This is a genomic window from Granulicella sp. dw_53 (assembly GCF_018449545.1).
In the GTDB taxonomy this organism is placed as follows: Bacteria; Acidobacteriota; Terriglobia; order Terriglobales; family Acidobacteriaceae; genus Edaphobacter.
This window is the reverse complement of the sequence record NZ_JAAVUR010000012.1, coordinates 98,971-120,042: the sequence shown is the minus strand read 5'-3', so window position 1 is coordinate 120,042 and position 21,072 is coordinate 98,971. Positions and strand designations below refer to the sequence as shown.

Genomic DNA, 21,072 nt, shown 5'->3' with positions numbered 1-21,072 from the left:
TTCCGTCGGCTTGCCTGCGCCGGATATTGCGTCGATATTTACTTTTGCAGCTTACGTATATAAGCCACCAGAACGGTCATATCCGAATCCGTTAGCTTACCGGCGAAGGCCGGCATCTTTGCTTTGCCGTTCTTGATCGTTGCAAGTAAGTCTGCATCGGACTCCTTAATGACTTCGGGAGAATTGAATGGACGGGCACCCATGGCTTTCCCAGCAGGGGTGTCCCCCAGACCTGTTGCGCCATGGCACATCTGGCACTTAGCAGCATAGGGATTGGCAGCTGGGCTTTGAGCTCCGCTGCTGGAATCAATAGCGAAGAGTGTCGTCATAAGGACGGTTGCGATAAGAGGGAACGACATAGCTGAATCTCCTTTTCAGTACCTAAAGTTAGGAATCGGGTTAGAACGCATAGTGAACAGCGAGCGTGCAGACATTGCCATGAAAGCTGCGCGGGAGAGTGGGACCGCTGGGGCCGCCTTCTCCATAACCGTAGTAGTTGTAATCTCCCTTCCAGCTCCAATTGGGGGCGATATCCACGGCTAAATTCGCGTAAGGCGTATGAAATTGGGATCGAAGCGATCCGGGAACCTGGCGAATATTGATCGCGTCCGTTGTCCCGTTGACCGCACTTACCCGATAGCCGCCGCCAAGATGGACTCTCTTGAAGGGGTTAGCCATAAGCCCGAAGGCAACGAACTGCGTAGGAGCGTTGTAGTAGCCGGTATTCGCGAATGGGGTAGCGGCCGCGATGCAAACGGCAGGCGCGACTCCCGCGTTGGGCGGTGTCGGAGTAGAAGCGTAACACGAGATTGTGCTGGAGAAGACGTCATCATATGAGTAGTTGAGGTCTATCGACCATCGCTCATTGGGTGAGATCGAGGTTCCGAAGGAAAAATCTCGATTGTGTTCGAGATGATTGACCGTCTCGACATTGTCGCGGCTCTCACGAATGTTGATCGTTCCAGCCATAGTGAGCCAGGGATGTGGCTTGTAAGTGGTTCGCACGATGTAATGCTGCATTTGTCGAGGACTGATGCGGGTAAACGACTTATCTGCATACATGGCCTCGAGGTTGAGGTTAACGCGCAACAAAGGAGTGGGTCTCAATGCTGCTCCAAACAGCGCCCAATCCTCATGGATTGGAATGAACTCCCCTCCTGCGTTTGTGATAATGCGACTCCGATAACGGAAACCTGCTGTCAACCGAGCATGTGACGTTGCGTCCCAGGCAAAGAGAAAGGTGTCGGTTTTGCTCTTTTGGTTGAGAAACTGGTGGTCAGTGGTAGTTGTCGTAGTGGCTGCACCAGGAGCAGCGAGCAGTGTTGTGCCGGTGTAGTCGGTCTCGGAAAACGAGTTCGTCCCAGGTACGCGAAAATTCCAGAAATCATAGGTGTTGGTCGCAGAGAGCTTCGGCGTGATCTGCCACGTCGCGCTAAGGTCTCCATTCACATTGATACGCCGTATTCGTGCAGAACCCGTGACAACCGACTGCCGAAGCGCAGAGCGGGAGGTGAGGCCGTTGAAGATCTCGTTGTAGTTGTTAAGGGTGCTAGTCGCGCCACTATAAAGGATGCGCCCATTTAACTTCAGTTGGGGGATGGAAGCGCTCTGAAAGCGAAGTTGCTCTGTGGGCGATAGCGTCCGCGTCGGCGCGGAACGACTGTAGCCTAGGAATGCATTGCAGGTCGGGTTGACGGTTCCATTCGCATTGAACGGTGCAGCGCAAGGAGCCGCCCACACTGACGAGAGATCGACTCCCAAAGCAACCGGCGTCCCGTTCGGAAGCACGTTATTGAGACCCGTCAGTTGCCATCGCGTGTCCCCCTTGTAATGCATGACGAACTCGTCGTAGCTGACCGTGGTGTGTGGGTCAACCTTCCAGTCCAGTCCGGCGCTCCAGGTATCCGTGCCATTACGCCAGAACTGGGTGAGCAGACCATCCGCTCCCTCGTGGATCGTGCTATACGAAGGACCTTGGCTGATAATGTGACCGTAATCAATCCGGACACTGAAACGCGCCAGTGGCGCCAAGGTGAGATTCAGATCTGTCATCCGTCGAACGGTGTTGAATCGATGGGGGGAATCGACAATGGGAATGTATGGAGTGGAAGTCGGTGGAATCAATGGATTCGCCAGCAGATCATAGTCTGAATATTGGCGATCGCGGCGATAGCTTCCACGGAAATCATAGAGCTTTCCCTTCGAAAAATTGAGGGTGGAAACGCTGTTTGGATCTCCGCCATAGCCGAAGCTATCCGTAGACAATCGATCGAATAACCGGATATGACCTGGACCCGTTCCAACCAGGTTCAGAGAAAAATTCAGAATGCGTGGTCCAGACTGGATGTTCACTAAGGTGTCGTACATCGAACCACTGCCTGACCGCGATACGATGTGCCCACCGAAGTCGATTGATTGGTGAACGACGTACCCGTAACGGATATTGTCCAAAGGCGTCGGCGGAGCAGCGGTGGGCGGTGCTGCGGTCGCAGCAGTAGGAGGAACGATCAGTGCGGAGGATGGAGTGGCCTGTGCCGTGGCGATCAAACACCCGCCTCCATAAGCGGCTAGGCACAAGGCCAAAGTCACAATCCCGCCACAACGTAAAATTCGCAGATATGACAGCGCCTGCACCGATTTCGTCATATGCGGTCTTCCCTTATTTGAAGAAATCTACGTTGGCATTGGAGCCATGGATTTGGGTGTGACACGTCGTGCAGGATTGATATTGATTGGCTTGATTATGGAATGACGGCGTACCTGGTGCGCTAAAGTTCATCGATGCCGTATGGCATTGGAGGCAAAGTGAGTTAACGTTATTTCGTGTCAGGAGCCGCGGATTTGGCGAGCCATGCGGAAAATGACAAGAAGTACAGCCTTCCGTCTTGAGCGGCGGATGCTCATAGACGAACGGGCCTAGCGCCTCTGCATGACACTTGGTACAGACGGCATTCTGATCCGCACTGGTCCGCAGAAGCTTATCCTGTAGCGTGCCGTGGGGATTATGGCAATCGCTACAAGCCAGTACCCCCTCGTTCACCTTATGGTGGAATGGCTGAGAGAAGGATGCTTTGACGTCCGTATGGCATGTGTAGCAAAGCTTAGGCTCGGCGATTTTGAGCAAGTGCAAATCCGTTTTGGCATTGTGATTGCTGTGGCAATTTGTGCAACCGACACCCGCCAAACCGTGAGCCGAACGATCGAAGTTCGCGTGCGTCCCGAGATGGCAAGAAAGGCATTTCGCGTCCACGACTTTGGGTGTCGCGGTTAGGAAATCGAAGATCTTAGTCTTGTCGCCGCCTGACTCCACATGCGCTTGCCCCGGACCGTGACAACTCTCACAAGTGACTCCTTTTCCGCCATGCATAAGAGCTAACGCGGAGTGAGGATTCGAGTCGAACTTCTTCGATAGATCGGCGTGACATAGGGCGCAGGTCTCGGAGCCGACTAAACTATTTGGGGTAGGTGCCGCGTCGACAGGCTTCACAAGAGCTGCTTGGGTTTGCGGCGCGGCTTTGACAGCATCCGATTTTAGAAACAGGGCCGCCAAAGCGAATCCCAGCAGCGCGAGAGTCAACCAGCGTCTCATCGCCACACTCCGGAGGCTACATAGTTCCGCGTAGACTGCGCCTTTCCGAGTTGTGTTTGTTGACAAGGAAAAGCCATCGCACCTCGACCGCGTTACGGAGTTGCAGCGAGTATGGGCCTACCACGCTGAGAATTCTGTGCAATAAAGCTCATTCCAGACTGCATTTATCGACGCCATCGCGAGCCCCACTTGGAGCATGCAGATTTGTCAACACGGTAACGGCAGAACTCACTCTCTCGCTCCATAATCGTCTCCTTGCGCAGACAAGTCTGTGATGGCCGTCACAATAACCTGTGAAATCTGTCCCGTCTGCTGCATACGCCATCTCTTGGTTCGCAGCGACACAGGATTCATGGAGAGAGGCCGATCTTCGCTCCGCATTTGCATCTATCCGCTCGAGCTTCTGATCGCCCTCGAAACTGCCGCGAAACGAAATGGACAAGATTCTCATCTCCCTTCCTCTCAAAGAAGAGTTGCTAAGAGAAATGAACGAACACTCGGGGCGAGATCGTTTCGGCAAATGCCTCAAAAGGCGAGCTGCTCCCGAAGATCCGCTTTGCCCGGGGCGTCATAACCAAGTCGGAGGAGACTACCACCCTGCAAACTTGAGCCGAAGTAGAGCTAACATCCTTCGGATTTCCCCGACATATTGGAATTCGGACAGTAGGATTCGGTGACTTGCTCTAGAATTTCGCGCCCCGCACTATCGAACTAGCCTTTGTCGTTTTCCCGGGATGCGGCTGCTTTCTTTTGCATCGAACTTTTAAGCGAAGGGAGGAATATTCGTTATGCCACCACCAAAGAAAACTGCAAAGAAGGCCGTCAAGAAGGCCGCGGGACATCATCATGGAAAGCACCATGAGGCGAAGGATTTGCGCCGCGCCTATGAACACATAGGCCGCGTGGAAGTGCTCCACGCGTCTCTGGACTTCCCTGCCCTAGAGGGGGTTGACGCGCTAACGAAGCTAGCCGAGGATGAGCTTGAGAACGGCTTCAACAAGAGTGCAGCCGAGCTGCTCAGGGCATCTGAACATCTCAGCTTTGCTGTGCTCTCCGATGATCGCTCTAGTGGTGGCGATGTCTCGACAGCACTAGAAGGCGCGATCAAAGAGCAATTTGATGAGCTACTCCAACGCGCCAAAGACCACTGGGAAGATTTCGAGAAGCGATCCAGCGTATTGGCTGTGCTCTACAAGAGTTCGCGGAAGAACGCAGAGCATACTCTGAGGAATGGAGCCTATCGTCGCGCGTTAGAGTTTGCACGCGCCGCCGAAGCGCTATCTCATGCGCGACAAGACGATCAACGAAAGCTCGGACTCGGCTTTAAGAAATTACAACTGGAAGGTGCCTGATTGTGATGTTCGCTTTGCTCCCTGCACAATACGCCATCGGGTGTGGGGATCAGAAGCCATTACAACGGGCCATCAGCATTCGCCATGGACATCAATTCCGACAAGAAGCAAAGCCTGCGCGCGCTGCAGGCAACAAACTTCTTTCTCGCTGACGTACAAACCGGGTTGGGACCTTTTCTTGCGGCATATCTGGCTGGAGCGGGATGGGAGCCCGGTCGCGTCGGAATGGCATTGACGCTCGGTGGCATCATCACGGTTCTGCTGCAAACTCCCGCGGGCGCCATCGTGGACCAGATGAAATCGAAACGTCTAATTCTCGTTATCGCGTGTGGCGTTTTGGTGGTTGGAGCGACTCTCCTGAGCATCACTGCCGCCCCCGTGGGCGGTGTACACATCCCAGGTTCTTATCGGGGGCGCCGGACCATTCCTCGCACCGACGTTGGCCGCAGTTACGATGGGAATAGTCGGCGTGAACCTCTTTGATCGCCAATTCGGAAAGAACCAATCGTTCAACTCAGCCGGAAACGTAGCATGTGCGCTCCTGATCGCTGGTGTCAGCCACCTGTTTGGCAACCGCGCGATTTTCATTACCGCTGCGGTACTAACCATTCCTACCGTCCTCGCCATCCGAGCGATCAAGGGCAGCGATATCGACTATGACCTCGCAAGAGGCGGAGCGAAGCTGGTCGGCGGAAAAGAGGTTCCAGCACGATCGTCTGCGATGCAAACCCTGTTGGGTGACAGAATACTGCTCGTCTTCCTGGCTTGCGCTTTTCTCTTCCACTTTGCCAATGCAGCGATGCTGCCACAACTTGGCGAGATGCTGTCGCACGGGGCACGGGCGACTGCGGCCCCATTCATGTCCGCCTGCATCATCGTAACCCAGGTAGTCATCATGTGTTCAGCCCCTGCTATTGGTCGATTTGCCAACTTGCACGGTAGGAAACCTCTTCTGCTTCTCGGCTTCGGCGTCCTGCCAATGCGAGCTGTTTTGTACACCCTCACCCACAACAGCGGAGGTCTGATTGCAATTCAACTCCTCGATGGAGTTGCAAACGCCATCTTCGGTGTCGTCTCCATCCTTGTAGTAGCTGACCGAACTCGGGCTACCGGCCGGTTCAATCTCGTCCAAGGCAGTCTTGCAACAGCAGTGGGACTTGGGGCCGCTCTCAGCACGACGTTTGGCGGAAAGCTAATTCAGCACTTCAGTTATCGCATCTCGTTTCTGTCGCTGGGAGCTATCGCTACGATTGCGTTCGTCCTGCTTTGGACCGCAATTCCCGAGACGCTCCCAGACCGACACGAATCCGGCACCGATATTTCTAGCCCGACCACTTCTCAGGAGTTTCCAGCATGAACACGTTTGCATCGAAGCGTTCTTTGAACCCCAATCGCCAGAAGTTGCCGGTGTGACTAGTTGGGTTCACTTTGGGCGATCTCCAAATGACTAAGGTCGTGAACAGAATCAACTTGACATCGCAAAGATTGTGAATGAAGTCAATGAAGCCTTTGGCGATTCTGTGAGCTTCGTCTTCCTGCCTGGAGACGTAGCCGATGATGGCAGCCGCTCGGCCGACGCAGTCGTGCGTGGCGAGCTGGACCGTCTGGGGGTGGTGGTGTCGGTGGTGACCTTGCGGCTCATGGTGTTGTCTCCTTTGGTCTGCTTTTGCACTTCCGCGTCGAACGCGGCATGTACATGCCGAACGCCACCTGGCGAAGGTGTAACGTGATGTTCATGTAAATGATAATAAAGGAGTTATCCACCGATTGAGTGGGTGAGAACCGGCGTTCTGGGCGTTGTTTGCTACCAAAATGCTACCAACTTCAAGAGTGGGCGGAGGGCTGACCGTGGCGGATCAGCCCTACTCATTTTGGGCAAGAATCTCATAGGTGAACGGGCCAGCATGCCAGTTCTTAGCGAACTTGCATTGGCATCAACCGGCGGAGCGCTCGTATGACCACCTCGGAGGGCGACGGCGGGACGGACGATCCTTATGGTCGAAGAACGGATCTGCCGCAAGAGGAAGGAAGTTGGACCAATTGACCGAGGCATCAGGATTCGAGGCGGAGACGTTGTGCGACGGAAAGGGAACGGAAACCGCTGTCCGTTGTCGACGCCTGTCGCAGCCGAAATAAATGGCTTGGCCAGCAGAGGCCGCCCAGGGCTGAGATAGTTAAAACCGAAGGGAGGAACAGCGTACATGATGCCCGCCGACAAACCCTGAAACGCAGTATAGAAGAGGCCGTAGCTCGCTCGGATGCTGCTTTGTCCGTTGCTTCCGAAGATTCTACTCAAGATTCCTTGTTCAAACCGTGGTGAATACGCCAGGCCGATTCTGGGCGCAAAGTTTGCGTAGTCGGTAGGCGCGACTGTCTTGGGCACACCGGGGTCGCCGGCGACAACCAGTCCTGAAGGTGCTCCGGGGTAGAGAGTCGACTGTGCGCCGGGTATATAGCTCTGGAGTTGGTTGAACTTTTCCCACCAAGGCATAATCAGGTCCCAACCAAGGCCGGCATTGATTGTCAGATCCTTTCGCGCGCGCCAAACGTCCTGCGCATACATGCCGAAGTAGCGATTCCGAAGATAGAACGGCTGACCAGAGGATTGTGTGTAATTGCTCGGAGTGCCCAACAGAAAGTCTGCGTACGGATTCCCCGTCTCGGTGCCGTTTGAAAAATAATTCAAATCATGGCCTATTGAAACTATAAAGTGGCCACCGCATCTCCTTTGCTGTGATGCCATTCTTCGGCGCCGCTAGCAATTTTTACGACTATAAGTTGGCCGAAACATTTCTAACGGACCATAACCTGGCACATTCGAAACCGAGTGGCGCTGATGGATTCCTGGATAGGCTTCGACTTTAGTTCAATGAGTGACTCGGCCCGTTTGTGTTAGTGGAGAATTATTTTCAATTCGGGAGCGATATCAGAACAGAAACCTCGGTTCGAAGCTACTTGCCGAATTGCATACGATTGTCGAGACTTGTGAGTTCGGGAAATGCGTCAGGGATGGCATACCGCAAGAACTCTGTCTTACTTGTCCCGTTCTGATCGAATGTATCTTGTCGCACGAATTTATTCCTCTGATAGTGGAGATAAATGACATCGAGATAGCTCAGCAGAGTAACGGACTTAGTTACGCTATGAATTTCACTAAGGTAATCGGAGAGTGGAAAGCTTTCTGGCAAACCGAAGTACTCTCTCGTTGCCGATCGATCCCCAATTGAAGTTCCCAATGCAATCCCCTTATAGAGTGGCAGTAGTTCATTTGTGTGCACTCAATTACCGCGCTTCGATCCGTTGACACTCAGTGTGAACAAGTGACCGTCTGGTCCATAAGTGGCGCATACCACCATAAATTCTGGCGGGGCACGAAAGACCCGAACAATAGTAATCGCGCTCAGTTCTCCCGGCCGATCTACTGCTCCAATCATCTTTACAGGTCCTGAAGCTGTCCCGTTAGACGATAATTCCACGTCGAAGGAGATAGGTTATCCGCGCATAAACCGTTCCATAGACGCCTTTCATGAGAACCTGCAGGCTACTTTTCGTCTTGACGAACGAAGCCGGATCGGTGAATAAGATCGGAGAATCGACTGTTTCATCTGGACTAAAGTGAAGAATCACGAAGCCGTTCACAGCATTCCTGCGTTGATAGAAATTTAGTCCATGCGGCGGAGACTGCTGAAGACGACCTTCAAAAGTGACCTTCAGAGTATCGGGGTTAATATGGACAATGCTGAAATTTTGGGTCGGCCCCGTACAGTCGACCAGACCAAGCAATGTCAGAAATACAGCCGTCACAATTGCTTCACGGGCGCTAGGCTTGTTCATTTCATGTCTTCCCGTATTCCTCAGCGACCGCCGTGTCTAAACAATCAGATTCTTGCACCGAAGCGGCTGCACGGACCCATTGCCTCAACACTGTTCATCTACGCTAACTCAACTCACAGATCTCTCCGCAATTGTCAGATTGACCCCGCTGGAGCTGGCTGATGCGCCACTTATCAGCATGATAGACAAAACGAACTGCAAACAATATGAGGCCCGGACAGCATAACGCGCGGGATGAATCTGTAAGCTGCCACCGGAGTCTCCAGGATTCACGAATCCGAGGTAGATTAGTAGAATTAGTACAGTGGAGTCCGTCCATCTGCTTTCGCAGCTCGAAGAGCTTTTGCGCTTTCCGGGGGAACGTATTTGTCGACGGTTTGCTGGGCAAGAGGATCATCAACATATGCAAGAGGTTGGGCCATCGTTCTTGCTACCGCCGCCGGAGCTTTTCTAATAGCCGCAGCTATCAATGCAATCGAATCTTTATCCTGAATATGAATTAGGCCGCGTGTCGCTGCAACCTCGATGAAATAGTTCGGCGACAAAAGGGCTTGCCTAAGCAATGGGATCGCTCTTGGATCTCCCGTCGCTCCCAACACGGAAACTTTTCCCGGAGAAATAGAAAGTGCCTCCTACAGCGCATCCTCCGGCGACAGTTTGTGTGACTCAACCCAAGCAGTAAATTCAGGCGAAAGCTCGTTCTTAGCTTCACCTTTCGTGTCGAAACTCATGGGACATGGCGTGTCGCTTTCGACTGCCGGTGTGACATATTGCACCAGTGAATTCCAATACGATTCGTCTGAATGTTTAAATCTCACCAGTACTTGAGCGATCTTCGCTTTATTGTCAGGATCCGGACTTTGCGCGAATTGATGTTGTAAATCAGGGATGGCTTCTGTAGCGCCTGCATGTGCGATCTGTTCAAGGTCGCGTATAGACTGCGTACCGGTTTTTACCTTCGCTAGTGCATCGGACACCCTCGCCTTGTCGACGGGCCTGGCCTGCGTGCCCGGCGAACTCTGGACTTGTCCATTGACGGTACTGGCTAACAGGGCGCACCACATGAATAAACGCACGACGTTGCTTGCGGTATTTCGGTCACGTACATTTCTCTTTGCTAACATTTGGATCTCCCTCCCATGTTGAAGTCCAGACTATATCAAGGTATTTGAGCAGGTACGATTTGATAGGACTGGTCAAGTTGAACGAAATCACTGACGTTGGCTTGAGGCACTACGGCGATCCGTTGCCCATTCTGATATATGGAGTAGGTTGGAAAAGTACCATGAAGACTCACGTCAGGGTTTCCCGCCGCATCGAAAGAGATCACACTCCAGATCCAAGGCACAGTCCTACCATTATTAATAGTTTGGCTTGCGGATTGACCATATGTGCCGAGTCTCCCCTCAACGAGCTGATAGGATCTTCCGGAAGGAGATGTACTGGAAATCCCATTGCTTGGGTGAGCCTGACCTGATCCTATTACGCGGCTTAGAATCCCTCCAAGAAAGTTACACGGGTCAGGAGTAATACCGAGCCTGTAAGATCTCCGAAGTGAAGGAGCCCAGAACTCCATCCATTCGTGCCACGAGGCAAATATTGAAACGACTCCAACCTAATGGCCATCAGCTCCGAACCTCGCTTTCACTCTTTCTTGGCTGATACGAAGCTGCCTCATTAATAGGCCGAGGTCGCTCTCTTCCCGCATACCACCGTCGATCTGCTTTTTCCCTCCGTCGGTCAATGCCACGGTACGATCCCGATCATCCGACACCGAAACGAGTTTTGAGGCTTCTAAGAAGGCGAGAGCGTCGGCGCATCTGCGCCGGAGGGTGATCGACGTCTCCAAGCCATGAGTAGACCGCCGCAACGCGGAGAAATGCTGCACGAGAAGTGCCGCGACGCAGCGCCCCAGTGCTACCGTACAAAATGGTGTTCGTCGCGCAATGATCATCACCGATATCGCGAGCAAGGGCATATAAAAGAGCGTCCATCGTCTCCGGTGCGTTGCGGCGTGGTGCGACGTCATTGGCTAAAGCCAAACGAACGTCCGACGTGGCAGCGCTCACTAGGAACTCATCTACGTTCATGCCGTACTCACGTTAACGTTGGTGATGGCCCCAGATTGGGCAGCAAGCGAGAAGAGCAGTCCCATTACGTGCTCTGGAGTTAAGGGCGTACCCGTAATTCCGGAGAATTGCTTCGCCACTTCCTTTGCTTCCTCCACCATCCGATCAATCGTTAGTCCTGCTTGCAAAAGTGTAGTAGTTTTCTGTTCCAGAAGGATGTAGTCCGTGCTCGCCAGGAAGTGCCGCTCGACCGTTCGCCAAATATCCCAACTTGTCTTGAAATCACAGATCGGGACGATGAGGTTGTCCAGGCCGTTCTTGGAGCAATACCGTTGCAACCGAGACAGCGTCTTCACGGTGTCTCTGGTTGTTCCCACCTTGAGTTGCTCATACGCCTGGGCGGACAGACTCAGGATGCCCAGCAATTCCGCAACGACGACGCCCTTGTCGCGTTGCAACTGTGCCCTCCGGGGTAGGAACGACGGTCGATGAGTGTGCCACTTTAGTCCATACTTTCCCCACGATTTCTCGCGCTATCTGCTTTGCCTGTCGTTGGAGAAGCTCGATTTCGCTGAACTCTACTACCACGTCGGCCAATTCAAGGAGTGCAAGCTCCACATTCTCCAAGTGCCCCTGATCGATATGGACTTTCAGTCCACGCAACCATTCGAACAATTCAGTTGCCGAAGACGCGATCTGTGGATCGGCAGCTGCGTATGCTCTCGCAATGTGCTCCAGGTCGAGACGCGCGGTGGCCGTGAGAGCACTTTCGACCGCCGAACGGCCAATCTCTTCGAGGAACTCGGAGAGTATTGGATCCAGGCCGGCGTTTGTGACGAAGGCCAATCCTGCACAAGCCGTGGAGAAATTCTTATGATGCAACAGCATCAACGGCAGGATCCCGTCGAGCCTAACTGCGACGGGCTTTTTGGGAAGGGTTTTCGCTTTGGTCTTCGACACTCCGAAGAACTCTCGGAACGACCACGGTCCCTGTGAGGATTTCCGCCCCTTTACCTGATGAAACTCGTAGCAGGTGGGCGGCTCGCCAATTTCGATCACGTAGTCGTCGTGCCAGTCACAATAAACGCAGACATGCTTCGGACCGTCGACCAAGAGACCGAGCGCGGCACGCGCCGTACGCTCATATTGATATTCGTATTTGCGTCCAGTTTGGGCACCGACGCGTTCTCGTGGTTCAATCTCGCCGAGTCGTGCAGCTCCGATCGCCATTTCCGCCATGCCTCCGTTGCCGCCACTGGGTACAAACGATGAAGCGATAAAAGCGCCGGGCTTCACCGCCTGAAACGAGAAGTTTTGATTGCGAAGTAATTGTAACGTTCGCTGCGACCCTGGAGAGGCCCGTTGCCGAACTGACGGGCGTTATAACGGCCGAGAGCCTCCAGTGACCTGACCTTCTAAAGGCCTAGTTCAAAGTTCCGATGCAAGCAGAAGGAAGGTATCGCCATGGATACGTCTCCCATTCGGCAGTAAGCTAGGCTCGCCGGAGGCGCTTACCGAATCGCGTCTACTCGAGGGACTCGCGCTCTGCGCCTGGTCGACTGAGAGCTTCCATAGTCGTGGCACGAACGTTTTTTGCCACTGTTGGAGTCAGCGAGTGGCCGCGCAGGATGTAATCACGATAGGGCTTGATGACGAGCTTTAACATCTTGGCTTGTGTCTTCGGTCAGCGAGGCTGCTTGGCTAACCTGATAGTTTCGCTAGAAAAATTTAGTCCGGACAATTTTCTGTGCTCAGCATTGAGATAGAACCTGTAAAATTCGGAATCAACATCCGCAGAAACTATTCAGAACGCCTCCATGACCATAAGGATGAGGTTCGTAATGAAATTGTCAATCATGGTGCTGCTAGCAATCGCCACTGTGACATGTTTCAGCTCCGCAAGCTACGCTCAGGTAACGGTGAAGCGGGCCGGAATCATTTTCGAGACTGGCGATGACGACAAGGATCAGGACTCCAGGCTCCAAATCTCGATTGCGGATGAACAGAACGCAGTTTTTGGAACGTATAACCTCCTTGAAAGTGCCGGGATCTTCAATGACCATTCCACTCGCACCTTCACGCTTCAACTGAGCAAGCATCCTCTCAAGAAAGCTCTCAAGAAGGGTCACCTATTTCTCAGCTATCTCCCCAGCGGCACTGATCAGTGGAAATTCAAGTGCACCATTGTCATCGATTGGTCTGACGGAACTGAGAGTAAACAGACCTTCGAAAATCTCCAGTTGAAAGACAAGCAGAAACTCGATCTCGTCTTCGACAAACTTAAGTGACGGCCTCTACCCATGAGAACGAAGCTCACAATTCTGGCGATTCTGCTGCTCGGGCTCTCGTGGCTCCTGTCCAAGAACATCGGGCCGACACTGACAGGAGTTTGGGCGAAAATCTTATGTCCGAACGTCCCGACGGGTCAGCCCGTCGGCATGACGATCGCTAAGGGACTTCGGCAAAACTCCGTCGACGGCCATGTGAAACCTGGCGCTGTTGTCCCGCTTATCAGTTTGGTTCGGGCGGACGGCGGGACCACCACGATAACGCTCCTCGAGGGAGATCTGCAGGATACAGGAATAGAACCATCCGACACATGGAGCAAATTATCCCGGCCGATGGCGATTTTCAATTCCGTCGACGAGAAACAGTCGCTGTCCGGCGGCATCAGCGGAAAAATCGGAACAGGGTGCGCCCTCGAATCTCAGGGCGACCTTGGAACCCTTCAGAAGGGACAGGTCAACTACCTTCCCTGCACGGGACCCTACACCAAGCTGGGTGTGACGACGGTGATCAACTCTGCCGTCGTCGTCTGGACGAACCCCGAGACAGAAGACCGCGCTTGCTGGAATACCGTTACGGATTCGAAGGATTCTTACGAAGAATGCATCCAGACGGCGGTTTCTGATTCGCTCAATGCGGCGTTCTCGGCTTCAGGAGCCCACAAGGACATACATGCTCTCGTAGTCCCCGCGCTGGGTACAGGCGTCGGGAAATTAAGCAAAGAGCGCTTTTACAAGACGTTGAGCTCAAACCTGCTCGACGTTCTCACGGCGAAAGATGGGCGCTCTCTCCCGCAGACGATTTACCTCCTGACCTGGCGAAATGAAGATGCCGCTACGTGGGGAGAAACGCGGACAGGGATATCCAAGAGCATCGCCACCATCTACAACACCTGGATTGAATCCGCACACACCACTGCGGGAGACGACCGACTTCAGCTTTGCGGTGTGTTCATCGGTATGGCTCTCCTGCTTTTGAGTGCGGCCTGGATACCTCACTCCACGCAGGTCTATGCTGACCTTCAGCAATTGCGCGGCCAGAACGCGATTACCTACTCGTTCGGATGGATCGCAGCCGCCTTGGGTCTGACAAGCGTCCTCAAGTACCTGTCAGCCGGCGTTGATGACCCCACAATTGCAGCTTGGATCACCCTCGGCATCGGATTCGCCGCCGTTTTCCTGTGCGGGCCTCTGCTCAGAATATTTAAGCAAACAAAGACGGCACTTGAAACACCAGCAGTCGACCCGCCTGCCCTCCCGGTCGATCCGCCCGGAATCATATAATTTCACCCATGCTGACTGACATACTTATGGGCGTCGAGATGGTCGCAAAGGCCGTGACGCAATTTTCGTCGCCCGATGCAAAGAGACAGCGAATTGCGCGGGAGCTTCTGCGTCTCTACATGGAACCGTTGTCTATCTCAACGAAAACTCGGAAGCTCCCTACGCGAAACTTGCCCAGGCGTGGGATGCGTATCGTCAAGCAAGCCTGTCGTCTGCAGCGGAGGTCATGTTGTCGCCAGACGCCGCTGCCGATATGGAAACCGTGCTGCAAGAGAAGAGGTCAACCCCTACCTACCCGTAATCCGTATGAGCGAAGGTGTCCTTCGCTACCGCGTGAGCGAAGTTGAAGAGTTCGTCAAAGAACGGGAACGCCTCTCCTTATTGGGCCGCAAACGTCGGTAAAATAGGAGCGGCCCACTGTTTCCCGCACAGAAACAGAGGAATTATGGGTAAATCGCAACAGGCAGGATGGGTCTCGATTCGCGGGAGGTACTGGTACGGGTATTACCGCGAGACTGTACTTGATCCGGAGACCAATGAAGAGCGGGTTAAGAAGATCCCGATCCGACTTGGTCTCAAAACACAACTGAACAAGCTCAAGGCACGTCTCGTGCTGCGAGAGGAAATTACCAAACGCAATGGGCAGATCCCCGAAGGTCGAGTTCTCAAAGATGGCTCTGTGACCTTCGAGTGGTTTGTCCGAAACCGCTATTTTCCGCTACGGAAGGGAGACTGGCGGCCAGAAACGGCGGTCACCAAGATGGACCAGATAGAAATCGACCTTATTGGCAAGTTCGGCGAGTATCCGTTGGATGCGCTCGATAAGTTCGTGCTGCAGACGCATCTGAACGCGCTTGCAGAACGCTATTGTCAGGACCGGGTCAAACAGGATCGGTCCTACTTGAAGTCGATTTTCGATGAGGCCATTGAGCAGGAGTATCTCACCAAGGACCCGACCCGCAAGCTGAAGACCCCAAAGAATCTTCGTCCCAAGGACAAACAGGTGCTGAGTTGGGAGCAACTTTGGTCGATTCTGGAGATCGCTTCCCGAAGAGACCGCCTCCTGCTGGCGCTGGATATGACGGAGGCGCTTCGGCCGAGCGAGTTGTTCGCTCTGCGCTGGCGTTCCTTCGATGACCAAAACACGCTGACTCTCACCGAAACCGTGTACCGGAGAACGCTCAGACCCTTTGGGAAGACTCCGGGAAGCCTCACAAAGGTTCATCTGCCGGACGGATTAGCCAACGAACTTCTCCTCTGGAAGGTGGAGTGCAAGAAGGCCTCTTGTAAGGCATCGTCCTGCCAAGAGGCCAAGCATCGGAAGAGTTCGCCGGATGCGTTCATCTTCCCGAACGCAGATGGCGGATTCATGGATGCGGACAACTACCGCTTCCGGGTCCTGAAGCCACTGGCCGAAGCTCTGGGCGTTCCGAAACTCAACTTTCAGGTGATGCGCCGAACAATGGCGACGCAGGCACAGAAGATGGGATCGGTGAAGGACATCCAGGCGCACTTGCGGCATTCACGACCGGATACCACGGCCAACGAATATATGCAGTCGTTGCCAGCAAGCGTCCAGGAGATGGTCGGCTCGGTGTACTTGATGTTGATGAAAGGAGGGGAGGAAAAACAGTCAATTACGGATTTGCCACAAAATGCCACAAACTTTTCTGAAACGTTGCCTGTAAGTTATTGATAAATATGGTGGGCACAGCAGGATTCGAACCTACGACTTCCACCGTGTGAAGGTGGCACTCTACCGCTGAGTTATGCGCCCATCTTCTTGCAGCTCCGCTCATCTGGTCATCTGACAACACCGGAGATAACGACAAACGAAAAACCTGCTCCCAAAGAATACCATCACTATCCCACTCCAACTAGCGCTCGTTTAGCAGCTTAAACCGTTCGCACAAGAGCATATCCCTACCCCGCCTGACCTTCGGACGGCATACAATCGTTTGGAAGAATGCCCTCCCCTCCCCCCAGTCCCCGCCGTCCCATCCCACCTCCGACGCCTGCTCGAGAGGAAGAGGACAATACGGCCGAATTTGACCCGGAAACGCAACCTGGGACCGAAGACGGTGTTATGGAGGATATGGCTTCGCTGGCATTCAACCCGACGCATTCCGGCCATGAGGCAGACAAAGCGCTCCTCGAAAACCTGGAGACTGTTGAGAAACTCCATCTCCAGGGCGACTTCGGAGAGATGGACGATGCCGCGATCATGCTGGAACTCAGCGCCGGGAACATGGCCGGCTTCGACTTTCTCATCCAAAAATATCGGAAGCCGATCATTCATTTCATGTACCGTATGGTTCGCAACCAGGCGGTAGCTGAAGAGTTAGCCCAGGAAGTCTTCCTTCGCGTCTACCGCTCACGCGAGACCTACCGCGCTGAAGCCCGCTTCAGTACTTGGCTCTACCGCATTGCCACTAATCTCGGCGTCAACCATGCTCGCGATAACCGTCACGAACGCAATGCATCGACCGTCTACCTTGACGAGGCTGACTCAGAGACCGGAACGACTCCAGACGTAGCCGATACTACCCCTGGAGCCGAGGCTAACCTCCTCCGACGCGAGCGTCTCAACGCGATTCGTCAGCACGTTCTCGCATTGCCGGAGCGGCAACGTGTTGCAGTACTTATGCATAAATACGAAGGCATGGACTACCGTCAGATTGGCGACGTGCTCAAATTAAGCGAGTCGGCCACAAAATCTTTGCTCTTTCGCGCCTATCAGACACTGCGCGAAAAGCTTAAACCATTTGTATAGTTTCGCCACGTCTCGGTTGAGCGACCTCGCTCCGACCTTGAGGACAAAAGACGGGTAATACGCGCTGGCTGCGCAAAAGGAAGGGACCATGATGAACTGCAAAGAATGCAAGACCTTGCTGCCGGATCTCCTGCTGGATCCTACCGCGCCCGGGAATGCTGTGGCACGCGCACACTTGCAATCCTGCCCGAACTGCGAGGAGGAGTTCCATTCCCTCCAGGCCACCTTCGATCTTCTCGACGTCTGGCAAGCACCTGAGCCCTCGCCTTACTTCGATCAGAAGCTTGCCGTCCGCCTCCGGGAGGCGCAGACAGCTCCGCCCGCTGGCTGGTTTGAGCGGCTCCGCGACCGCTTGCTTCTGAACACCGGTCGTCAGTTTCGCCCTGCTCTTACCGGAGCTCTTGCCCTTGTTCTCGTCCTCCTTGTTGGAGGCGGCACCGTCGCGGATCTCTCCAGCCACCATGCTCCGAAACCCTCTGCCACGATCAACGATCTTCAGATCCTCGATAAGGACGCACAGGCGTTACAGACTATGGATCAGCTTCTCCAGGAAGATAATTCGACCGACGATTCTGCTACTCCACCACTTACCTAGTGGAGAAGAAACTGCGATTCTCAGCAAATATTCTATGCAGAGAGGAGTCCACGAAGTAAGCTCGTAATCGGACCTATCATCTTCTTCCATTTCGGGACCCCTCGCTCGCGCCTTCGAAAACCCCATATGCAGCCAAACGTCCCATACCGGCGCATCAATTCCTCGGCACTTGTGTCTTCGGCCCTTGTGGTCCTGTTATTGCTTTGCTCCTCTGTTGGATTTGCAAGACAGCCCCAGCAGGGAGGACGATCCGGCGGGGCCAAAAACTACGGCGGACCCAGACCAAACATGGGTCCCCGGCAGAATCAGGAACATCTGGCACAGTGGATGGCCAGGCATAACAATATGCCCCTCGAGCGCCAGCAATCTGAGCTTCAGAAAGAGCCCGGATTTCGCCAGCTTCCCCGGCAGACCCAGCAGCGCATGTTGGACCGCCTCACTCAACTTAACAACATGCCCGACCAGCAGCGCCAACGCATCCTTGAGCGCAATGAAGCCATGGAGCGCCTCACCCCTCCACAGCGTCAGCAGTGGCGCGATGCAATGCAGCAATTCAGCGGTTTACCCCCCGACCGCCGTCGCCTTGTAGGCCGTACCTTCCGCGATCTGCGTGAATTGCCCGACCAACAGCGTCAGGCCGTTCTCGGCTCGGATCGCATTCGCAGCCAGTTCACGGACCAGGAGCGTTCCACCCTTGGCAGCCTCTTGGCTGTGGAGCCTTACCTCCCCGCCCCGCATTCGACTGACAACATTCCCCCCGGCAGGTAGATTTCCCTTTTCGCCCGCTTGACGTACACCGCTAACACGTTTACTATCACGCCTGTGACCCCTCTTATCCACTTCTGTTGTTGCAGCCGCCCTCAGCTGGCTCACACGGACGTGTGTCACACCCTCTAATTATTCCCTCTAAATAGAGCATTTCCAGGCCTCACCCCATCCAATAAGAAGTAAGAATCGAGTCCTTGTATGAAGCTCTTTGCCAGCTTTTTTCTGCTGTCCGTTCCCTTCTTGGCCCATGCCACCTCACCTACAATCGCTGGCACATGGCGAGGAACCGCTACAGTACACGGGCAGCAGGTTCCACTCACCCTGAGTATCGCCGGAAGCGGCAATAACCTCAAAGCCGCCCTGATTAACGGTCCCGAGCAGTCGCAGGCCTCCAGCGTTACATTGGAAGGCAATCATCTTGTCGTCGCCTTCAACTACTTCGCCCGCAAATTCGACGCGACCCTAATCGACGGAACGCTCTCCGGCACCTTCGGCACAGTGGCCGCCAACTACCCCGTCACAGCAAAGCAGGCTGCAAAACCCGTCGCTGCAAAACCCGCCCCCAACGCCCCGGACATCCACGGCGAATGGGAGATCGCAACCAAAAGCTCCAAAGGGGAGGCCGCCTGGCAACTCCGCGTAAGCGGCGATTCCAAATCTGAAATACACGCCGTCATCCAACGCATCGACGGCGACACCGGTTCGCTCTTTGGCACATGGGATGGGCAGACCTATGCAGTCTCGCACCTCAGCGCCGCCGGTCCCGCGCTTTACTCTTTAACGCCCCAGCCTGACGGCACGCTGCTCGTCTCCAACCTTCTGCGCGCCGACATCAAGCCCAAGCCCGAACAACAGAATCTCGTCGCCCGACGCCCCGCTGAAGCACGCAAACAGAATCTTCCCGCCCCCACCGACTCCGCGCAACAGACCTCCGTCAAGGACCCGTCCGTACCTTTCGCCTTCAGCTTTCCCGATGTCTCCGGCAAGATTGTCTCCAACACCGATCCCCAGTTCGACGGTAAGGTCGTCATCGTCGCCATCGGCGGCTCCTGGTGCCCCAACTGCCACGATGAAGCGCCCTTCCTCGTCAATCTCTACGAGCAGTTTCACTCCCGCGGTCTGGAGATCGTAAGCCTCTCCTTTGAGGAGGAAGAGCACCTCAAAGATCCAGAGCGCATCCACGCCTTCATCACCCGTTACGGCATCCCTTATAACGTCTTGCTCGCGGGACAGACCGACCAGCTCAACGAAAAGCTCCCCCAGGCAGTAAATCTCAACTGCTGGCCAACCACCTTCTTCCTGGGCCGTGATGGCTTAGTCAAAGAAGTCCACGCTGGATTCGCCGGTCCCGCCAATCCGCCTGCCCACGAGGCACTTAAGCAGGAGGTCACAGATCTCATCGAACACCTGCTCGCCGAGCCCGTCCCCGTCCGCACTGCAAGCGCGACGCAATAACTCGAAACGGGCTGAGTGCATCGACTCAGCCCGCCTCGTTCCCTCAATTTTTAAAGAAGTTCTTCGCCAGAAACAACACATTCGCAGGCCGTTCTGCCAGCCTTCGCATGAAGTACGGATACCACTCTGTCCCGAACGGAATATACACCCGCACCCCAAAACCCTCCGCTGCAAGCCTCCGCTGCAAGTCCCGCCGCACCCCGTACAACATCTGGAACTCGAAGGCTGCCTTGTCGACGCCCTGCTCCTGCACGAATCTCCTCATGGCATCGACAATCACTTCATCATGCGTCGCAATCCCGCAGAAGACCCCCGACGTCACCAGCCGCTTCATCAGCTCCACGTAGTTCGCGTCGACATCCGCCTTAGACGGATACGCATGATCCGGCCCTTCCTTGTAGGCCCCTTTGCAAAGTCGTATGCGAATCCCCTCGACGAGCAGCCTCTCAGCGTCCGCCGCCGTTCGATAGAGATACGCCTGCAACACCGTCCCAACTCGTTCCGGAAACCTCCCATACAGCCGTTCCGTCATTGCGATCGTAGCCTCGGTATACGGAGTCCCCTCCATATCGATCCGCACAAAGGAGTCCGCCTCTACCGCGTGAGCCACCATCTCTCCAACGATTTGCTCAGCCAGCAATGGATCAATATCCATTCCCACCTGGGAGAGCTTCACACTCACATTCGCATTCAACTTGCGCTCCGCAATCGCGTCCAGCAGCCGGTGATAAATATCCGCCGAAGCCCGTGCCTCCGCCTCAACGGTCACACTCTCGCCCAGGGAGTCCAGGCTCACCGCAATCCCTTCGCGGTTTACCTGTTCGCACGCAGAGAGCGCCTCCTCCACCGTCATCCCGGCAACAAAGCGGCCAGACATTCTCCGTCCCAACACGGACCGCTCCGAAAACGCACGCAACCTCTTATTTTGTGAAAGTGCAATAAACAACGAACGCAGCAAAAATACCTCCGAGCTCAGGAGCTTGGCCTCATTCATCCGAGGTCAACTCATAGACCAAGAGGTATTCTCCCACGCTGCTCTACCGTTCTAGATATCGAAATGCTAAAACC

The 21,072-nt window shown here is 54.5% G+C and carries 22 protein-coding genes and 1 tRNA gene; 11 read left to right on the top strand and 12 right to left on the bottom strand.

Features of this window, described 5'->3' with window-relative positions; genetic code table 11:
• Positions 1 to 38: 38 nt before the first annotated feature.
• The 3 genes from HB393_RS18175 to HB393_RS18165 all read right to left on the bottom strand — a co-directional run bounded on the left by HB393_RS18175 (position 39) and on the right by HB393_RS18165 (position 3,589).
• Positions 39 to 359: a cytochrome c gene (locus HB393_RS18175; RefSeq protein ID WP_213806610.1), complete on the bottom strand. Its 321-nt coding sequence runs from the start codon at positions 357 to 359 to the stop codon at positions 39 to 41.
• A 40-nt stretch (positions 360 to 399) separates the two neighbouring features.
• Positions 400 to 2,547: a hypothetical protein gene (locus tag HB393_RS18170; RefSeq protein ID WP_213806609.1), complete on the bottom strand. Its 2,148-nt coding sequence runs from the start codon at positions 2,545 to 2,547 to the stop codon at positions 400 to 402.
• 112 nt (positions 2,548 to 2,659) lie between these two features.
• On the bottom strand, positions 2,660 to 3,589 hold the full coding sequence (locus HB393_RS18165) for a DmsE family decaheme c-type cytochrome (RefSeq protein WP_213806608.1): 930 nt from the start codon (positions 3,587 to 3,589) through the stop codon (positions 2,660 to 2,662).
• Positions 3,590 to 4,377: 788 nt separating this feature from the next.
• Between HB393_RS18165 and HB393_RS18160 the strand changes: the two genes are divergently transcribed.
• The 4 genes from HB393_RS18160 (at position 4,378) to HB393_RS18150 (ending at position 6,671) form a co-directional block, all read left to right on the top strand.
• A complete protein-coding gene (locus HB393_RS18160) occupies positions 4,378 to 4,941 on the top strand; it encodes a hypothetical protein (protein WP_213806607.1) in 564 nt (187 codons plus the stop codon).
• Between the two features lie 84 nt (positions 4,942 to 5,025).
• Positions 5,026 to 5,424 (top strand): hypothetical protein, encoded by a 399-nt coding sequence (locus tag HB393_RS25345; protein WP_255551304.1) that lies wholly within the window; start codon positions 5,026 to 5,028, stop codon positions 5,422 to 5,424.
• A complete protein-coding gene (locus HB393_RS25710) occupies positions 5,327 to 6,298 on the top strand; it encodes an MFS transporter (protein ID WP_345945292.1) in 972 nt (323 codons plus the stop codon). The genes HB393_RS25345 and HB393_RS25710 overlap by 98 nt, the downstream gene beginning before the upstream one ends.
• Before the next feature lie 130 nt (positions 6,299 to 6,428).
• Positions 6,429 to 6,671 (top strand): hypothetical protein, encoded by a 243-nt coding sequence (locus HB393_RS18150; protein WP_213806606.1) that lies wholly within the window; start codon positions 6,429 to 6,431, stop codon positions 6,669 to 6,671.
• A 74-nt stretch (positions 6,672 to 6,745) separates the two neighbouring features.
• Here HB393_RS18150 and HB393_RS18145 read toward each other — a convergent pair whose 3' ends face one another.
• The 7 genes from HB393_RS18145 to HB393_RS18115 all read right to left on the bottom strand — a co-directional run bounded on the left by HB393_RS18145 (position 6,746) and on the right by HB393_RS18115 (position 12,074).
• Entirely contained in the window at positions 6,746 to 7,627 is an 882-nt protein-coding gene (locus tag HB393_RS18145) for a hypothetical protein (protein WP_255551303.1), read from the bottom strand.
• 773 nt (positions 7,628 to 8,400) lie between these two features.
• The gene (locus tag HB393_RS18140; protein WP_213806605.1) at positions 8,401 to 8,775 is read right to left on the bottom strand and encodes a hypothetical protein; all 375 of its coding nucleotides are present in this window, start codon (positions 8,773 to 8,775) and stop codon (positions 8,401 to 8,403) included.
• Positions 8,776 to 9,071: 296 nt separating this feature from the next.
• Positions 9,072 to 9,374 carry a HEAT repeat domain-containing protein gene (locus HB393_RS18135; protein WP_213806604.1) on the bottom strand — a complete coding sequence of 101 codons (303 nt, stop codon included), beginning with the start codon at positions 9,372 to 9,374 and terminating at the stop codon, positions 9,072 to 9,074.
• Between the two features lie 33 nt (positions 9,375 to 9,407).
• Entirely contained in the window at positions 9,408 to 9,899 is a 492-nt protein-coding gene (locus HB393_RS18130) for a hypothetical protein (RefSeq protein WP_213806603.1), read from the bottom strand.
• Positions 9,900 to 10,390: 491 nt separating this feature from the next.
• A complete protein-coding gene (locus HB393_RS18125) occupies positions 10,391 to 10,753 on the bottom strand; it encodes a hypothetical protein (protein ID WP_213806602.1) in 363 nt (120 codons plus the stop codon).
• A 108-nt stretch (positions 10,754 to 10,861) separates the two neighbouring features.
• Positions 10,862 to 11,200, bottom strand: a complete 339-nt coding sequence (locus HB393_RS18120) for a hypothetical protein (RefSeq protein ID WP_213806601.1) — start codon at positions 11,198 to 11,200, stop codon at positions 10,862 to 10,864.
• Between the two features lie 31 nt (positions 11,201 to 11,231).
• Entirely contained in the window at positions 11,232 to 12,074 is an 843-nt protein-coding gene (locus HB393_RS18115; protein WP_213806600.1) for a dsDNA nuclease domain-containing protein, read from the bottom strand.
• A gap of 611 nt (positions 12,075 to 12,685) precedes the next feature.
• Here HB393_RS18115 and HB393_RS18110 point away from each other — a divergent pair.
• The 3 genes from HB393_RS18110 to HB393_RS18100 all read left to right on the top strand — a co-directional run bounded on the left by HB393_RS18110 (position 12,686) and on the right by HB393_RS18100 (position 16,109).
• Entirely contained in the window at positions 12,686 to 13,132 is a 447-nt protein-coding gene (locus HB393_RS18110; protein WP_213806599.1) for a hypothetical protein, read from the top strand.
• A 12-nt stretch (positions 13,133 to 13,144) separates the two neighbouring features.
• A complete protein-coding gene (locus HB393_RS18105; RefSeq protein ID WP_213806598.1) occupies positions 13,145 to 14,413 on the top strand; it encodes a hypothetical protein in 1,269 nt (422 codons plus the stop codon).
• Positions 14,414 to 14,858: 445 nt separating this feature from the next.
• Positions 14,859 to 16,109, top strand: a complete 1,251-nt coding sequence (locus HB393_RS18100; protein ID WP_213806597.1) for a site-specific integrase — start codon at positions 14,859 to 14,861, stop codon at positions 16,107 to 16,109.
• 6 nt (positions 16,110 to 16,115) lie between these two features.
• On the opposite strand, the gene HB393_RS18095 is transcribed toward HB393_RS18100, so the two are convergent.
• A tRNA-Val gene (locus tag HB393_RS18095) sits at positions 16,116 to 16,190 on the bottom strand.
• Positions 16,191 to 16,379: 189 nt separating this feature from the next.
• On the opposite strand from HB393_RS18095, the gene HB393_RS18090 reads away from it, so the two are divergent.
• The 4 genes from HB393_RS18090 to HB393_RS18075 all read left to right on the top strand — a co-directional run bounded on the left by HB393_RS18090 (position 16,380) and on the right by HB393_RS18075 (position 20,004).
• Positions 16,380 to 17,186 (top strand): sigma-70 family RNA polymerase sigma factor, encoded by an 807-nt coding sequence (locus tag HB393_RS18090; protein ID WP_213806596.1) that lies wholly within the window; start codon positions 16,380 to 16,382, stop codon positions 17,184 to 17,186.
• Between the two features lie 88 nt (positions 17,187 to 17,274).
• Positions 17,275 to 17,781, top strand: a complete 507-nt coding sequence (locus HB393_RS18085; protein ID WP_255551301.1) for a hypothetical protein — start codon at positions 17,275 to 17,277, stop codon at positions 17,779 to 17,781.
• A 288-nt stretch (positions 17,782 to 18,069) separates the two neighbouring features.
• Positions 18,070 to 18,549, top strand: a complete 480-nt coding sequence (locus tag HB393_RS18080) for a DUF3106 domain-containing protein (RefSeq protein ID WP_213806595.1) — start codon at positions 18,070 to 18,072, stop codon at positions 18,547 to 18,549.
• A gap of 198 nt (positions 18,550 to 18,747) precedes the next feature.
• Complete coding sequence (locus tag HB393_RS18075; RefSeq protein ID WP_213806594.1) at positions 18,748 to 20,004, top strand: TlpA disulfide reductase family protein; 1,257 nt, start codon at positions 18,748 to 18,750, stop codon at positions 20,002 to 20,004.
• 43 nt (positions 20,005 to 20,047) lie between these two features.
• Here HB393_RS18075 and HB393_RS18070 read toward each other — a convergent pair whose 3' ends face one another.
• The gene (locus tag HB393_RS18070) at positions 20,048 to 20,962 is read right to left on the bottom strand and encodes a proline dehydrogenase family protein (RefSeq protein WP_213806659.1); all 915 of its coding nucleotides are present in this window, start codon (positions 20,960 to 20,962) and stop codon (positions 20,048 to 20,050) included.
• Positions 20,963 to 21,072: the final 110 nt, after the last annotated feature.

Coding starts and splice junctions, on each gene's coding strand:
- HB393_RS18175 (WP_213806610.1), bottom strand. CDS start 359: ATGTCGTTCCCTCTTATCGCAACCGTCCTTATGACGACACTCTTCGCT.
- HB393_RS18165 (WP_213806608.1), bottom strand. CDS start 3,589: ATGAGACGCTGGTTGACTCTCGCGCTGCTGGGATTCGCTTTGGCGGCC.
- HB393_RS18160 (WP_213806607.1), top strand. CDS start 4,378: ATGCCACCACCAAAGAAAACTGCAAAGAAGGCCGTCAAGAAGGCCGCG.
- HB393_RS25345 (WP_255551304.1), top strand. CDS start 5,026: ATGGACATCAATTCCGACAAGAAGCAAAGCCTGCGCGCGCTGCAGGCA.
- HB393_RS18140 (WP_213806605.1), bottom strand. CDS start 8,775: ATGAACAAGCCTAGCGCCCGTGAAGCAATTGTGACGGCTGTATTTCTG.
- HB393_RS18130 (WP_213806603.1), bottom strand. CDS start 9,899: ATGTTAGCAAAGAGAAATGTACGTGACCGAAATACCGCAAGCAACGTC.
- HB393_RS18125 (WP_213806602.1), bottom strand. CDS start 10,753: ATGCCCTTGCTCGCGATATCGGTGATGATCATTGCGCGACGAACACCA.
- HB393_RS18115 (WP_213806600.1), bottom strand. CDS start 12,074: ATGGCGATCGGAGCTGCACGACTCGGCGAGATTGAACCACGAGAACGC.
- HB393_RS18110 (WP_213806599.1), top strand. CDS start 12,686: ATGAAATTGTCAATCATGGTGCTGCTAGCAATCGCCACTGTGACATGT.
- HB393_RS18105 (WP_213806598.1), top strand. CDS start 13,145: ATGAGAACGAAGCTCACAATTCTGGCGATTCTGCTGCTCGGGCTCTCG.
- HB393_RS18100 (WP_213806597.1), top strand. CDS start 14,859: ATGGGTAAATCGCAACAGGCAGGATGGGTCTCGATTCGCGGGAGGTAC.
- HB393_RS18090 (WP_213806596.1), top strand. CDS start 16,380: ATGCCCTCCCCTCCCCCCAGTCCCCGCCGTCCCATCCCACCTCCGACG.
- HB393_RS18085 (WP_255551301.1), top strand. CDS start 17,275: ATGATGAACTGCAAAGAATGCAAGACCTTGCTGCCGGATCTCCTGCTG.
- HB393_RS18080 (WP_213806595.1), top strand. CDS start 18,070: ATGGGTCCCCGGCAGAATCAGGAACATCTGGCACAGTGGATGGCCAGG.
- HB393_RS18075 (WP_213806594.1), top strand. CDS start 18,748: ATGAAGCTCTTTGCCAGCTTTTTTCTGCTGTCCGTTCCCTTCTTGGCC.